Source organism: Paenibacillus xylanilyticus, assembly GCF_009664365.1.
Classification (GTDB): Bacteria; Bacillota; Bacilli; order Paenibacillales; family Paenibacillaceae; genus Paenibacillus; species Paenibacillus xylanilyticus_A.
In genome coordinates this window covers 2,211,480-2,225,258 of the sequence record NZ_CP044310.1, presented here as the reverse complement: position 1 = coordinate 2,225,258, position 13,779 = coordinate 2,211,480, and the positions used below count along the sequence as shown (strand labels likewise).

Genomic DNA, 13,779 nt, shown 5'->3' with positions numbered 1-13,779 from the left:
GCTCTATTGATATTTAATACTCATTTTATCTAAAGTAAAAAGCCGCTGTTTTGGTCATAACCCTGTCAAGTAGACAGTACAAAAAAAAGACAAGATTTAAGCTGCGGCCGTTTCCCGGTATTCTACCGGGGAACGGTCGTTTAGTTTTTTCTGAAATCGGTTTTGGTTGTAAAACAGTATGTATTCATTCACTTGCTGCTCAACCTCTGCTTTGTTTGCCGCCTTATTCAAATAAATTTTCTCCGTCTTCAAATGAGAGAAAAAAGATTCAACACAGGCATTATCTAAGCAATTTCCACGCCTGGAGTGACTGCCTAGCATGCCAAGCTGGTTTAGTTTACGGTTAAATGGCTTCGACGTATATTGAAATCCTTGATCTGAGTGTAGGATTACGCCATTCAGATCCACGTGCTGACGGAGTCTATCCAGCGTGTCATGAACTAAAGCAAGGTCATTTCGTTCAGAAAGATGCCACGCTACAATTTCGTTATTGTATAAATCCTGAATAACAGACAGATACACAAAGTGTTCTCCAGCACGAATATAGGTAATGTCCGTAACCAGCTTCGTTCGTGGTGTATCCGCCTGAAACTGACGCTCCAGCCGATTTGGGTTTACCACAGAGGCTTGTTTTCCAAAGAATCGACGCTTTTTTCGAATGACAGAACAGATGCCTAATTGTTTCATTAATCGGTACACCTTTTTGTGGTTGACTCGAAGGCCTTCCCGTCGTAAAGCAACGGTCATTCGAAGATAGCCAAAGTAAGGATGCACGCGATGAATGGCAAGCAAATGGGATTCTAGTTCATGTTCTTTGTGTCTACGCTCTTTTGCGGCTGCTATGCTTTTTCTCCACTTGTAATAACCCGAGCGGGAAACCGCAGCTAACTTCAAGAGCCAAGCCAGACCATGGCGTGCTCTCAGGTCCTCAATGATTTGAAATCTGGCTGCTTTACTCGTCACTCCTTGTGTAGATTTGGATATTGCTTTTTTAAGTATTCAATCTCCGCCCGCAAATACGCCATCTCTTCTTCCATACTGGAAAACTTGGTTCTAGGGCGTCCCCGTTTGGGTGTAGCAGGTTCTAGACTCATTCCCTGTTTCGCTTTGGCTGCCCACACTTGTACCTGAGATTTATTTTGAATATCTAAACGCGTCGCTACTTCACGTATACTCATATGTTCTTCGTTGACCAGCCGGACGGCCTCCAATTTCAACTCCAAGGAGTACCGCCGGTATGTTTGTCCTTTTTTAGCCATGAAAAAATCCCCTTCGTTTACATGATTAAGTTCATCTTAACAGATGTCTTTTTTCTCATGTCTACTAAAAGGGGATAATACCATTTTCACAGCGGCTTCTTCTCTTTATTTTAGGGATGAATCTAGGCCTTGCTCGCGTATTGCAGGTACAGTTTTTTCAGTTCATTAACTGATCTGCCCAACGAATAGTGCGTTTTGGCCTTCTCACACGCCGAGCGTGCAAGTTCGTAACGGTACGAAGGATCCAGCATGACTTTCTCCAACGCCTCAGCAAGTGCCGAAGGGTCCTCAGGGGGAACGAGCAGCCCGTTGCTGCCGTTCTCAATCTGTTCAGGAATTCCGCCCACATCCGTACCTATAAGTGCGAGACAACTCAGAGCAGCCTCGGCAAACACGGAACCAAAGGCCTCTGCACGGGAAGGAAGTACAAATATATCGAAAAATGGCATGAACTCTTCCGGATGCAGGGTATATCCATAAAAAATAGTCTCGTTATAGATGCCCAGACGCTGAGCCAACTCTTCCAAATCAGGTCGAATTGGACCATCCCCGATTATATGCAGAACATAGTCATGACCTCTCCCTTTGAGTTCCGCGCAGGCTTTGAACAAAATGTCCAGACCTTTGGCCGGAACAAGCCGGCATACCGTAACCAGCTGCGGGATCGCATTGTCATGAGGAATGGGTTTAAAGCGTTTCTCATCAAATCCGTTCGGAATGATACCAATGACGTCAGGCTGCTTCACATAAGGAGACAAATACTGCCGAAATGAATCGGAGACGGTTAACAACCGCTCTGCCTGATGCTCCAGCTCGCCGTAAATGGCAATCAGAAACTGATGATCCAGACCGCCTGGCTCAATTCGTCCATTCAGAATCAACTCACGCTCATAACTGGAGTGAATGGTCTGAATGAGTGGTGTATCTGGAAATACACTTTTCATGGCAAGACCTGCGATGGGATGGTGAGCATGAATCAAATCATAAGGCTTCTGAATCCGCAGCTTCGTCCACCATAAATAATCACGGTAAGTCTGCATATATTTTTGAACGACAGGACTTTCCTGATACTTGGTCCAATCGAACGTTTCGAACTGCACGTCCTCCCTGCCCTTGTTACGAATTCGCTTCGGCAGCGAGAACAAGTCCATCTCCCACCTCGGGGACGTAAACCTCTCCTGCATATACGGAATCATAGAGGATACACCTCCGGGCTGCTCCGGAGGAAAGAAAAGCGCCTGCAGCAATTTCACCGTTAGTTTCCCCCTTTCTAGCTTCAGTCTTTCAGTACATCTTCAATCATGATATATTAGAACGTATGTTTCAGTAAAGAAATAACTGTTTATTCATCACCATTTTAACAACAACGTTGCAGCTTGCAGACCCTAAGGAATGATCCGGTAAGGGTCATACGGACAAGCTAATGAAAAGGAGAGCAACAAGACATGAGCAAGCCTTCACTCCCTGAGTCGTATATACATCATATTCGGGAAATGCTCGGCTCAGAAGCAGAAGCATTTATTGACAGCTATGAAGAGCCTCGTGTACAGGGGTTACGTTTTAATTCCATCAAAGCTACACCAGAGCTCAAAAAGCAGGTTATAGAGCAGTTTAACCTGACCCAGGTTCCCTGGTGCGAGACGGGATACTACTACCAATCGAATGAACGTCCTGGCAAACATGTGTATCACGCTGCAGGACTGTACTATATTCAGGAGCCCTCTGCAATGTCGGCCGTGGAAATGCTGAACCCGCAACCGGGTGAGATCATTTTGGATCTCGCCGCTGCACCAGGTGGCAAAACAACCCACATTGCCTCACTCATGGAAGACCAAGGACTGCTCGTTTCCAATGAAATTCATCCGTCCAGAGCCAAAATCTTGGCAGAGAACGTGGAACGAATGGGCCTTTCTTCAGTTGTTGTTACTAGTGCAGCGCCAGGCGAATTGTCGGCGCGCTTTCCGGCAGCCTTTGACCGGATTATGCTGGATGCCCCTTGCTCTGGCGAAGGTATGTTCCGGAAAGATCCGGATGCGGTCACCGAGTGGAGCGATGATCTGGTCACCCTATGTGTGAACAGACAATGGGACATTTTGCAGGATGCCTATATCATGCTTAAGCCGGGCGGGACTTTGGCTTATTCCACTTGCACATTCAATCGCGAAGAAAATGAAGACATGATGGAACGTTTCGTTGCCGGTTATCCAGATCTGACTCTTGTACGGACCGAACGAATCTGGCCTCACCTGGCCCAGGGCGAGGGACATTTTGTAGCTGTAGTGACCAAAGCAGAATCCCAAACTTATGCATCCCAAGAACAGGAAGATCAACCTCGCAAACGCAAAGACAAAAGAGGCAGGAATCCGCGTCAAACGTCAGCCTCCAAAGAAGTAGAATCCGCATGGAATGCTTACCTGGCCTGGAGCTCTGACCATACAGACACTGTAGCTAACGGAACCGGCAAACCTCTGCTTTTCGGTGAAGCTTTATATGTACTGCCAGAGCGTGCTGCCCAGCTGCTGACCGATGATCGGTTGAACGGATTGAAGCTGCCCCGTCCAGGGCTTCATGTCGGTGATTGGAAAAAAGGGCGCTTCGAGCCTGCTCATGCACTCGCGCTCGCACTGGGACAACATGAGACTGTCAACATGCAGCATGTCTCCCTGGATGCAGAGACCAGCCAAGTAGCGGCATATCTTCGCGGTGAGAGCCTCCCTGCCGAAAGCGGACTTACCGGATGGACGCTTGTGACTTTCAACGGGCTCCCGCTTGGATGGGGAAAAGCCAGTGCAGGACAGCTAAAAAACCGTTTACCTAAAGGCCTTAGACGTATGCAGTAGTCTAGCCCTATCACGACTCAAAGCCGGTGAGCATTAGTGCTCCCGGCTTTATTTTCTATTTATCTATGGAGTTAACAGGTTGATGAAATGTCCTGTTTTTTTAATTTCATTTAGGATTGAAGTGGCTTCTCAAATGTACTATATCCATTGATTTTCCCCACAAAGGTATATCCGTTGCGTGGATAAAATTCATTCAGCCTCTCGTTGTCACCCACACAATCCAATCGCATGACGTGTTTGTTGTCAAATTGGATTCCACTGCTGGACCAACCCAAAATGTCCCGACCCAGTCCGGTGCGGGCGTACTTTCTCCGAATGGCCAAACGATGCAAATAAACGGCGCCATCCGCTTGATGAGCTTTCGGTCCCCATAGGTCGAAATCCCAAGCACTTGGCTGCTGCAACAGAATAACCATCCCTGCCACATCGCCTTCTTTCTTGAACACAAACACATCACCCCGGCGAATAGCCCCTGCTGTATCGTGGGAATCTACACCTTTCAAAAGCGCACTCCACTGGGAAGATCCCTGGCTGCGTAACCATTCAGCTGTCTCCCTAAGCAAGGATAGTACATCTTCCGTGTCTTCCGGCTGAGCCTGCATCGCTCTGAAATCATCGTTAATATATTCGGTAATGATTTTAAATGAGTGCTTCATGGTTCTCCTCCAATTCCAGATCTCGTTAGAACTATTGGAACTATACCCGGAAATGAATTTTTCGTCAAAACAAATGCAAAAAAGGTAAAAGGCCTAAGCCTCTTACCCGTCGATCTTCGCTTCATCTATAATCTGGTTCCGGTACAGCATGGTAAGGTGCAATGTGTCGAATTCAAGGTCCTTGTCCAATTCCTGAAGCAGCACCTCAACCAGATCCCGCCGCTGTGCACTGGTTCCGGGTACCTGATAATCCATATAGCCCGTCAGGTCGGCATGAGATGTATCAATGGTCGCTGTCCCCACAGGTAATCCGCCGCGTTCTTGCAGAAATAGCTCATAGACCCTGAATTCACGGTCCTTGCGCACCAACATGACATAACAGGAATCCTCTGCTTCGTCTATCTCGTCTTCAGAATCATCCCAGTCCTCATATTCAGTAAACTCCTCTTCCTCTGAGTCATCCACAAAGTCGCGATGTACCCACTCCATGGACTCCAACTCATTCCCCTGATGCCACATGCGAAGTGTAATCGTGTCGATCACTTCTTCGTCGAGTTCTCTTACGAGCAGCTCTGCTGCAGCATCAAGCTGGCTCTCGAGGGGCACGTCATACCAGTGTATCTCGCCTTGAATGTCGGCCCCATATTGTTTCAATGAAGCTTCTGCCAGCTCAGTCCCGTCAGCATCGTTAAACACATAGGTCGATATACTTCGTCCCGCAGTTACAAGCTCCATTTCCAGCACATGTTCCCGATCTTCATATGTAAAAGCTTCATCTGCTGCATCTGGAATTACGCGTGAATCATCTACATCCATGTCATCCAAGTCATCCAAGTATTCATCAGACTCGTAATGCATATCATCCGACTCACGCTCAGGATCAAACTCCAGGTTTTGCAGAACCGAATGCAATGTGCCACAGCTGACCAGCACTTCATAATAGATCGCCTCCACTGCATCCGTAAGGGACCGGATATAGGCATGAACCTGATCAATGATGTGCTTTTCCTCATCGGCTGAAACCAATTCCCGTTCCATCTGAAGACTGCCAGACAAACGGTCTCCTTCTCTATATACCAGCAGAAGTGAACCCGCGTATTGATCATTCACCATTATATCGAGCACTTCACCACCTGATGTACGCAGATCCGGAATCAGCTCCACTTTCTGTTTCATGTGCCTGTCCTCCTCCATTTCTAATGGTATTCTCATAGGTTACCCATGAGGCCAGTAGATTATGAAGCAGGAGCCTTTGAAAATGAAAAATGTGGTTGTCATTAGACAGCTAGGACGTGTTTTTGGACAGCATGCGCAACACCCTGCTCGTTATTGGAGAGTGTCACTTCATCCGCAGCAGCCTTCACCTCTTCCGGCGAGTTGTCCATTGCGATCCCTTTGCCTGCATAGGTCAGCATCGAAATATCATTGTAATAGTTGCCGATTGCCAAAATTTCAGAAGGTACAATACCTTTGGATTCGGCCAGTCTCTTCAGCGCTGCTCCCTTGGAGGCTTCCGGGTGCATCAGATCAATGAAAAAGTCTCCGCTGCGAGTCATGTAGTACGGCAAATTCCAAGTTCCCCATTCCTGCTGGACCTTGTCCATCTGCTCTAAGGGGCCAAACGCGGTGAATTTGGCAAGCGGTTCTGACAGGTCTGCCCACTGCGGCAGCTTCAAGGGCTCCATCATGAAGTTGTTGTACATCTCCCGAACCTGTAATTCCAATCCTTCCGGCTGATCCACATATAATCCAAATGCCGTGTTGATGTCAAAATGCACACCATTTGTACGGCAATACGTGACAAAGGGCTCCAGTCCCTGACCGTCCATAGCAAATCTGTGCACAATTTCACGGCTCACCACTTCGGCCGTCACGGCCCCGTTATGTGTAATCACATAACCGTCAAGCCCCATTCGCTTCATAAAAGGAATGGTGTTGGCCGGGCCTCTGCCCGAACACAGAACGATCTCGGCTCCCTGCCGGGAAGCCTGGATCAGAATCTCTTGGGTCCATTCGGTAAGCTCATGATGATCGTTAAGCAACGTACCATCTACGTCAAGCGCAATTAATTTGATTGTCATCGGGTCTTCACTCCTCAACTGTTAAGGTAATCGCACCCTCCCAAACCCTCCCTTCCGAGGGAGGGCCCCAGAGGGCTCTGCCCTCTGGACTCCCGTCTGTTGATCGGCGGGGTGGCGGGTCTTGCTATGTGACGGTGGGCGTGGGAGCGCTTGTCTGCCTGGATCTCGGCTTACACGGAATCCAGGCCAAGCTTAAGGGCGACCATTTCGGGCAGCGCTTCGCCTCCTGCCCGGGGCTCCCTGCTCCGCTCCGCGAAGGACGGGAGCTTGCGCCTGCGGCGCTGAGGGAAGGGCTTCGCCCCCTGCCCGAGCTCCCTGCTCCGCTCCGCGAAGGGCGGGAGCTTGCGCCCACGGCGCTTGAGGGCAGCGCTTCGCCTCCTGCCCGGGGCTCCCTGCTCCGCTTCGCGAAGGGCGGGAGCTTGCGCCTGCGGCTTTGAGGGCAGCGCTTCGCCTCCTGCCCAGGCTCCCTGCTCCGCTTCGCGAAGGACGGGAGCTTGCGCCTGCGGCTTTGAGGGCAGCGCTTCGCCTCCTGCCCGGGCTCCCTGCTCCGCTTCGCGAAGGACGGGAGCTTGCGCCTGCGGCTTTGAGGGCAGCGCTTCGCCTCCTGCCCGGGCTCCCTGCTCCGCTTCGAGAAGGGCGGGAGCTTTACTTACGCAGACTGGCCAGCTCGTCTGCGGTTAGTTCGCGGTATCTGCCGATTGGAAGCTCTGGATCAAGCTGAAGGTCGCCCATGGCTACCCTTTTCAGATAAACCACTTTTTTGCCTACGGCCTGGAACATCCGTTTGACCTGATGAAATTTGCCCTCGTGGATAATGAGAGAGATCGAAGAAATCACTCCCTCCTCCGTCTCCTCATGATGAAGCACGGTCAATTCGGCTGGCATGGCTTCATAACCGTCATCCAGCTGTATGCCCGCCTTGAAACGTTGAACATCCTCGTCATCCACGTTCCCCAATACACGGGCTTCGTATGTTTTCGGTACATGCTTGCGTGGAGATAACAGATCATGCGCAAGCGGACCGTCATTTGTCAGAATAAGCAATCCCTCTGTATCTTTATCCAGCCGTCCTACCGGGAACGGATCGAATACCCGGTCCTCTTTGCGTAGGAGATCCAGAACCGTTTTATCCCTGGCGTCTTCCGTTGCCGACACAACACCCGGAGGTTTATGCAGCATTAAATAAATCGTTTCACGGTAAACGATACGCTCTCCATCGGCTTCAATGACATTGGTCTCCGGATTCACCTGCATACCACTATCCTTCACGGCTTTGCCATCGACAAAAATTCTGCCCTGCTTTACCATTTTCTTGAGTTCACTCCGGGTGCCTACACCCATGTGACTTAGTATTTTGTCGAGACGCTGTGTTTTCTTTCCTTTGTCACTCATACCGATGTCCACCTCCAGCCAGCCGGGTACTCATTTTTCAGCACGCCATCCAGCCATTTCCCCCAACCAAGTGCATATCCATCCACGCATACCAGCGCGTAACCTTTGGCTGCTGCTCCAGGCTTGCACTCGACGCGCGCTTCTTCGATATTCAGCGTTTCGCCCTTCAGATACCTTACCGCTTCTCCACTTGCAGAAGCCAGGTTTATAACCCTTTTCGCCTCAGAGCTGTTCAACGCACAAGCCAGTGGATGAGACGGAACAAACCTTCCGTTTTTTACGGTACCCATAAACCATCCGGGCCGGATCACTTTGAGCCCTTCAAGACGGGATGCGCCAACAGACGATTGATACACACGGTCACCGTAAAATACCGTTTCCCCCAGGAGCTCAAGTTCTAGATGCTCTTCTATGAATTGTTGATACACGGTCCCTGGGTCAATGTTCACCTGATCCGTTCCTCGACCTTTTCCACGATTGGACTTACGCGCATCACGCTCGTTGTTTCTTCCGGCTCTTCCCTCATTTTTGCTGCCTCGAGCTGGTCTTTCAGTCCGTTCTCTCGATTCGGTTCTCATCAAACGTTCACGTTTTCGGTCCTCTTTGCTGAGCTGCTGAGTTACAGCAATCCCTTGATCCTCGGCGATCTTGGATACCGTCTCCTTCTCATCCTCAACGCTCCTGATCCGCTCTGCAATAGTCTCAGGACGATGCTGCAAAACAGCTACATAATGTCCTTCGCCTTCCAACAAGTGAGGCCATAATCTCGCTGTACCACGTGTCTGATCCAGTACAGCACCTGTTTTTTCCGACGTCTCAGGCATCATCTGGCGTACCCAATCCGGTCTTCCCGGAGCGAATCCAGCTGTTTCCGGAATATCATGAACAGTGAAGTCTGGATTGAGGTTCAGAAATTCGGCGATCATGGCTTCATTCTCCTCCGGCGCAAACGTACACGTGGAATATACGATCGTTCCTCCCGGAGCGAGCAGCTTCGCAGCTGTCTCCAGAATATCCCGCTGCATTAGCACACACTTCTCTACCGAGTGATGCTCCCATGACTTAACCATGTCTTCATCTTTTCGGAACATTCCCTCTCCTGAACAAGGAGCATCAATGAGTACCTTATTAAAATAATGCGGAAAAGCACCGGCAATCCGTTCCGGCGACTCATTCAGGACAACAGCATTTCGCACACCGTACAACTCCACGTTTTTGGCAAGTGCTTTGGTCCGTTCGGAATGAATATCATTGGTCACCAGCACACCCTTACCCTGCAGCTTTACTGCGATCTGGGTAGACTTGCCGCCGGGTGCTGCACACAAATCCAGTACATGATCCCCTGGCTGAACACTTAGCAGCTCCACCGGAGCCATCGCGCTTGGTTCCTGAATATAATATAGACCTGCATGATAGTACGGATGTAGGCCTGGTTTCACGCCATGCGGCACATAAAAGCCCGTCCCGCACCATGGAATGGGCCGCATATCAAACGGAGCCAATTCATCAAATTGCTCCATGGATATTTTTAACGTATTCACTCGAAGTCCCGCATGCGGAGACTGTCCATATGATTTCATAAATTGTTCAAACTCATCTCCGAGCAGGTTTTTCATGCGCTCTTCGAAGATTGAAGGTAGCTGTACAGCCATATTCACTCATCCTGTCCTGTTAAAATGCATATTGTTCTATGTTATCATATCCCGGTGCAGCTTTCCTATTGATTCACTGCATATTCCACTACAGCGTGTAATGTTGTATAATGACAAGTAGGTTGATTCTCGTGCAAAAAACGGGTGTTTATGTATATTATCCCAACCTTTATTTTTGCCAAAACTATATTTTGATATGATCGATGGGGGATGTCCAATGAAATCGAAGAAAAAGAAAAGTGCCTCAATCCTGATTTTCCTGGGTATATTCGTGGTCCTAATCGCAGCGCTTGTCGTCGTAAACCAACAATCCAAGAAACAAATGGACGCTGTGGAGAATGCTTATGGTATTGCAGCTTCCAAGCTTAATCCAGCTACACGCGAATTGCTCGATGACCCTAACTATCAACAGATTATTCTGCCGGATGATCTTAAATCCAAAATTGACAATAAGGAAAGCTTTTTCGTTTATTTCTTTGCCTCCGACTGCTCCCATTGCCGGGCCACGACACCACAGTTGATGCCGCTTGTAGACGAAGTAGGTATTGAGCTGCCACAATTCAATCTGCGTGAGTTCGATTCAGGCTGGACAGATTATAATATCGAATTTACACCTACGCTGGTTTATTATCAAGATGGCGTAGAGAAGGATCGCATGGTTGGCGGACTTCAGGAGAACGGTAGTGAGAACGGTTATACGCTGGATGACTACAGACAATTTTTTGACAAGTACAAAGGCAGCTCTGCTGCTTCGGCAAGCTAAGATATAATCATTGACTATAAATTAACATCTCAATTCAAGCTGCTCTTCCCTTTTTACTCAGAGCTTCATAGCCAATAAACGCAGACCAAAAAATCACCCCGGCCAATCCTTATCCAAGGTTTAGCCGGGGTGATTTATGTTATATACAATATGCATCATGCCATCTATACTAATTCTGATTTTCGCCGAAATTGTTCGCCTGCTGCATGGCTTTCATTTTCTCTTCATAGATGCGTCCCCGTGTCGGGCTGCGACGCTGTGGAATGTTGGGTTTCAGTTCCCTAGATCGTTCTTGAAATGCACTAGTCAGTGTCTCATCCCAGATCCGTATGGTCAGATCCCTGTATGGAAAATGCTGCGATTCAGGACCTGCTAGTCCGCTGGCCAGTTCCTTCACTTCCTCGACCAATTCTCCGAGTTCAATCCCTTTTGTACGAGCAGGATAATGCTCCAGCAGTTCGACCGAACTCTGCAACATCATCCGGCCTCCACGAAGGTTTTTGTTTCTGAAATGATATAAGCCAACTGCAATCTGCAGCATGCCTTTATAGAAAGGGTCCCGATCCTGTTCCAGCCATAACTCTTCCAATACCTCATGGCATTCGAAGTAGTCCTGATCACGGTTAAAATAGATCAAATAATCAATATACAGCGGCTCATAGCTGCTCATCGGGATTTTCACCCTTCCTAGCCGAATTCAGAAGAGCCTTCACATCATCCAACAAATCTTTAAGTGCTTCCATGTCATGACGCTCCCAACAGTCGTTAAAGCGCTTCTGAGCCTCAATGGCCTCATTGACGAGATGGTAGAAATACAACTGATGTATGATGGACAGTGTCTTGGAGACGATGTTTGAATCATCTTCAAACTCCTTCTGTGCTTCGAGGATCTGCAGCCGGATAGCTGACATTTCATTATCCAATACAAAAGCGGCTTCTGCCGTTTTCTTCAGCCTTGCCCGCATATCATCCGGCAGACTTTCACGATATTTATAGCTCAGCGAGTGCTCAATCGTAGCCCAGAAGTTCATGGCCAGCGTCCGGATCTGAATCTCGGCCAGCACTTTCTTCTGTCCCAGAGCCGTCTGAACAGGATATTCAATAATCATATGGAAGCTTCGATAACCGCTCTCTTTGAAGTTCGTAATATAATCTTTCTCAATCAATACCGTTAAATCCTTACGTGCGCGGATGTACTCCGCCACTCTTCGAATATCATCCACGAATTGACACATAATACGAATTCCCGCAATATCCTCAATTCCCGTCTCTACCTGATCTAGTGGCACATTCAGACGTCTGGATTTCTCCAGAATGCTGGATATTTTTTTGACACGACCGGTAACGAATTCAATCGGGGCGTATTCTTCCCGTTTCTTCAGTTCCGCTCGCATTGTCTTGAATTTGACTTTCAATTCCTCTACCGCTTGTTCATAAGGAAGTAAAAATGTACCCCAGTCTCTACCGTCCATGCTTATGCCTCCTGTCTCTATAGCGTCCCCTGTTCTAGTTTATTATACATGATGTTCAGCGGGGGGAAGAGTCCCGTACGCAATCCCCTCTTCCAAGCTTCTATATTTTCGCTCCGGGGAATTTCTTATCCTTTATGTTCTTATCTGTGCTCTGCACCGACAGCTTCAGAGATATGACGATAGCCGTCTTTGCGCAATAACTCACGCAATCCGGCATGGATACGCCGATTCACTTCAGGTCCTTCATAAATCAGAGCTGTGTATATTTCCACCAGACTTGCACCGGCTTTAATTTTTTCGTATGCATCTTCGCTTGTAAAAATACCTCCGGAACCGATAATCGGAAGCTTCCCTTCGGTTTGACGATAGATGCGCCGAATAACCTCCGTGGAACGATCCCGAAGCGGTTTACCGCTAAGTCCACCGGTTTCCTTGGCATGCTGATGGGACAGACCATCCCGATTAACCGTCGTGTTGGTGGCAATGATGCCGGCAACGCCGCTATCCGCAATCGTGCTGACCATATATTCAAGCTCCTGGTCGTTGACATCCGGTGCGATTTTGACCAGAACCGATTTGACCGATCCGCCTGCTTTTGTGCGTTGTGCTTCCATTTCACTCATCACTGCTGCAAGCAGTTCCTTCAATTCATTCCCATGTTGCAGGTTACGCAGATCCGGTGTATTTGGTGAACTGATATTCACGACGAACAAATCTGCATAATCGTACAGCGCCCGAATACATTTTTCATAATCCAGGTGTGCTTCTTCATTAGGTGTAGCCTTGTTTTTGCCGATGTTGACTGCAACGGGAATACGACGTTCCTTCAGACGTGCCAATTCACCTGCCATGGCTTCCGCTCCAAGGTTGTTGAACCCCATCCGGTTCACCAAAGCTTCATCTGGAGGCAGACGGAACAGACGCGGCTGATCATTGCCTGGCTGCGCCAGCGGTGTTACGGTGCCGACTTCCATGAACCCGAATCCAATGGATGAGAAACCCGTTACGGCCTGTCCGTTTTTGTCCAGGCCTGCTGCAAGGCCCACTGGGGTAGGGAAATGACAGCCGAACATGTCGACAGCCAGATCTTCCGTTTCACGCACGCCATACATCACCCGCAAGCCGGAAGGCACCGGACGAATACTGCCCATGCCGCTAAGGCCGCCAATAATTAGATGATGGGCCTGTTCAGGGTCCATTTTGAACAACAAGGGTTTAGCAAGACTTCTATATAACAAATCACTCACTCCGTTCTCGTCCGGTACGCCGTAAATATGCTTTCCCGTCTTTTTCATATGTAAAAAAACACTCTACACACAAGTCTATCCGTTTCTTCATCAAAAGGAAAGTAGTTTGCGCATAGACATCCTCATTTTAGCCAAGTCTGCAAGCCACTTTAAACCTTATGGAAGAAATAATCCCGCATACTGGAAATGACGAGGTGAATTCTTTACAATGGGAGCATGGCAACGATATACCAGTACCAATGAACGAAGGAGGGACAACCCATGGCTCCCAAACGTAAACCGCCTGCTTTGCAGCAAAAGAAAGAAGAAGTCAATCGGAAAGCCATTGCTTGGACAGCGGCCAGCGTCATCGGATTGATCATTATTATCGGCGCACTCATCATTATCGCCAATATGTAAACGGTCAAACCGACTGCC

13 protein-coding genes are annotated in these 13,779 nt (G+C 48.7%); 3 read left to right on the top strand and 10 right to left on the bottom strand.

Going from position 1 to position 13,779, the window contains the following annotated elements:
- Positions 1–96 precede the first annotated feature (96 nt).
- A protein-coding gene (locus tag F4V51_RS10170; protein ID WP_416226484.1) for an IS3 family transposase occupies positions 97–1,259 on the bottom strand; the annotation gives its coding sequence in 2 pieces (ribosomal slippage) (positions 97–995 and positions 995–1,259; 1,164 coding nt in all).
- Between the two features lie 122 nt (positions 1,260–1,381).
- Entirely contained in the window at positions 1,382–2,512 is a 1,131-nt protein-coding gene (locus tag F4V51_RS10165; protein ID WP_153977870.1) for a glycosyltransferase family 4 protein, read from the bottom strand.
- Positions 2,513–2,704: 192 nt separating this feature from the next.
- Here F4V51_RS10165 and F4V51_RS10160 point away from each other — a divergent pair, with 192 nt between their 5' ends.
- The gene (locus F4V51_RS10160) at positions 2,705–4,099 is read left to right on the top strand and encodes an RsmB/NOP family class I SAM-dependent RNA methyltransferase (RefSeq protein ID WP_153977869.1); all 1,395 of its coding nucleotides are present in this window, start codon (positions 2,705–2,707) and stop codon (positions 4,097–4,099) included.
- Positions 4,100–4,209: 110 nt separating this feature from the next.
- Here F4V51_RS10160 and F4V51_RS10155 read toward each other — a convergent pair whose 3' ends face one another.
- The 5 genes from F4V51_RS10155 to F4V51_RS10135 form a co-directional block, all read right to left on the bottom strand.
- Positions 4,210–4,755, bottom strand: coding sequence for a GNAT family N-acetyltransferase (locus F4V51_RS10155; protein WP_153977868.1), 546 nt, complete (start codon positions 4,753–4,755; stop codon positions 4,210–4,212).
- A gap of 102 nt (positions 4,756–4,857) precedes the next feature.
- Positions 4,858–5,931, bottom strand: a complete 1,074-nt coding sequence (locus F4V51_RS10150) for a hypothetical protein (RefSeq protein ID WP_153977867.1) — start codon at positions 5,929–5,931, stop codon at positions 4,858–4,860.
- A 101-nt stretch (positions 5,932–6,032) separates the two neighbouring features.
- Positions 6,033–6,836 carry a Cof-type HAD-IIB family hydrolase gene (locus tag F4V51_RS10145; RefSeq protein ID WP_153977866.1) on the bottom strand — a complete coding sequence of 268 codons (804 nt, stop codon included), beginning with the start codon at positions 6,834–6,836 and terminating at the stop codon, positions 6,033–6,035.
- Positions 6,837–7,481: 645 nt separating this feature from the next.
- Positions 7,482–8,228 carry a pseudouridine synthase gene (locus F4V51_RS10140; protein WP_153977865.1) on the bottom strand — a complete coding sequence of 249 codons (747 nt, stop codon included), beginning with the start codon at positions 8,226–8,228 and terminating at the stop codon, positions 7,482–7,484.
- Positions 8,225–9,880: an RsmB/NOP family class I SAM-dependent RNA methyltransferase gene (locus F4V51_RS10135; RefSeq protein ID WP_153977864.1), complete on the bottom strand. Its 1,656-nt coding sequence runs from the start codon at positions 9,878–9,880 to the stop codon at positions 8,225–8,227. Before F4V51_RS10135 ends, F4V51_RS10140 begins: the two co-directional genes overlap by 4 nt.
- A 217-nt stretch (positions 9,881–10,097) precedes the next feature.
- On the opposite strand from F4V51_RS10135, the gene F4V51_RS10130 reads away from it, so the two are divergent.
- Positions 10,098–10,643, top strand: a complete 546-nt coding sequence (locus F4V51_RS10130; protein WP_153977863.1) for a thioredoxin family protein — start codon at positions 10,098–10,100, stop codon at positions 10,641–10,643.
- Positions 10,644–10,812: 169 nt separating this feature from the next.
- Here the strand turns inward: F4V51_RS10130 and F4V51_RS10125 are convergent, their stop codons facing one another.
- The 3 genes from F4V51_RS10125 to F4V51_RS10115 all read right to left on the bottom strand — a co-directional run bounded on the left by F4V51_RS10125 (position 10,813) and on the right by F4V51_RS10115 (position 13,353).
- Positions 10,813–11,313: a DUF309 domain-containing protein gene (locus F4V51_RS10125; protein ID WP_153977862.1), complete on the bottom strand. Its 501-nt coding sequence runs from the start codon at positions 11,311–11,313 to the stop codon at positions 10,813–10,815.
- The gene (locus tag F4V51_RS10120; RefSeq protein WP_095288001.1) at positions 11,300–12,115 is read right to left on the bottom strand and encodes a GTP diphosphokinase; all 816 of its coding nucleotides are present in this window, start codon (positions 12,113–12,115) and stop codon (positions 11,300–11,302) included. Before F4V51_RS10120 ends, F4V51_RS10125 begins: the two co-directional genes overlap by 14 nt.
- 140 nt (positions 12,116–12,255) lie before the next feature.
- Complete coding sequence (locus tag F4V51_RS10115) at positions 12,256–13,353, bottom strand: quinone-dependent dihydroorotate dehydrogenase (protein ID WP_153980640.1); 1,098 nt, start codon at positions 13,351–13,353, stop codon at positions 12,256–12,258.
- Between the two features lie 270 nt (positions 13,354–13,623).
- On the opposite strand from F4V51_RS10115, the gene F4V51_RS28820 reads away from it, so the two are divergent.
- On the top strand, positions 13,624–13,761 hold the full coding sequence (locus F4V51_RS28820; RefSeq protein WP_164764163.1) for a hypothetical protein: 138 nt from the start codon (positions 13,624–13,626) through the stop codon (positions 13,759–13,761).
- The last annotated feature ends 18 nt before the right edge of the window (positions 13,762–13,779 follow it).

Excerpts from the sequence above, each read along its gene's own strand:
- F4V51_RS10160 (WP_153977869.1), top strand. The coding sequence starts at position 2,705 with ATGAGCAAGCCTTCACTCCCTGAGTCGTATATACATCATATTCGGGAA.
- F4V51_RS10155 (WP_153977868.1), bottom strand. The coding sequence starts at position 4,755 with ATGAAGCACTCATTTAAAATCATTACCGAATATATTAACGATGATTTC.
- F4V51_RS10150 (WP_153977867.1), bottom strand. The coding sequence starts at position 5,931 with ATGAAACAGAAAGTGGAGCTGATTCCGGATCTGCGTACATCAGGTGGT.
- F4V51_RS10145 (WP_153977866.1), bottom strand. The coding sequence starts at position 6,836 with ATGACAATCAAATTAATTGCGCTTGACGTAGATGGTACGTTGCTTAAC.
- F4V51_RS10140 (WP_153977865.1), bottom strand. The coding sequence starts at position 8,228 with ATGAGTGACAAAGGAAAGAAAACACAGCGTCTCGACAAAATACTAAGT.
- F4V51_RS10135 (WP_153977864.1), bottom strand. The coding sequence starts at position 9,880 with ATGGCTGTACAGCTACCTTCAATCTTCGAAGAGCGCATGAAAAACCTG.
- F4V51_RS10130 (WP_153977863.1), top strand. The coding sequence starts at position 10,098 with ATGAAATCGAAGAAAAAGAAAAGTGCCTCAATCCTGATTTTCCTGGGT.
- F4V51_RS10125 (WP_153977862.1), bottom strand. The coding sequence starts at position 11,313 with ATGAGCAGCTATGAGCCGCTGTATATTGATTATTTGATCTATTTTAAC.
- F4V51_RS10120 (WP_095288001.1), bottom strand. The coding sequence starts at position 12,115 with ATGGACGGTAGAGACTGGGGTACATTTTTACTTCCTTATGAACAAGCG.
- F4V51_RS28820 (WP_164764163.1), top strand. The coding sequence starts at position 13,624 with ATGGCTCCCAAACGTAAACCGCCTGCTTTGCAGCAAAAGAAAGAAGAA.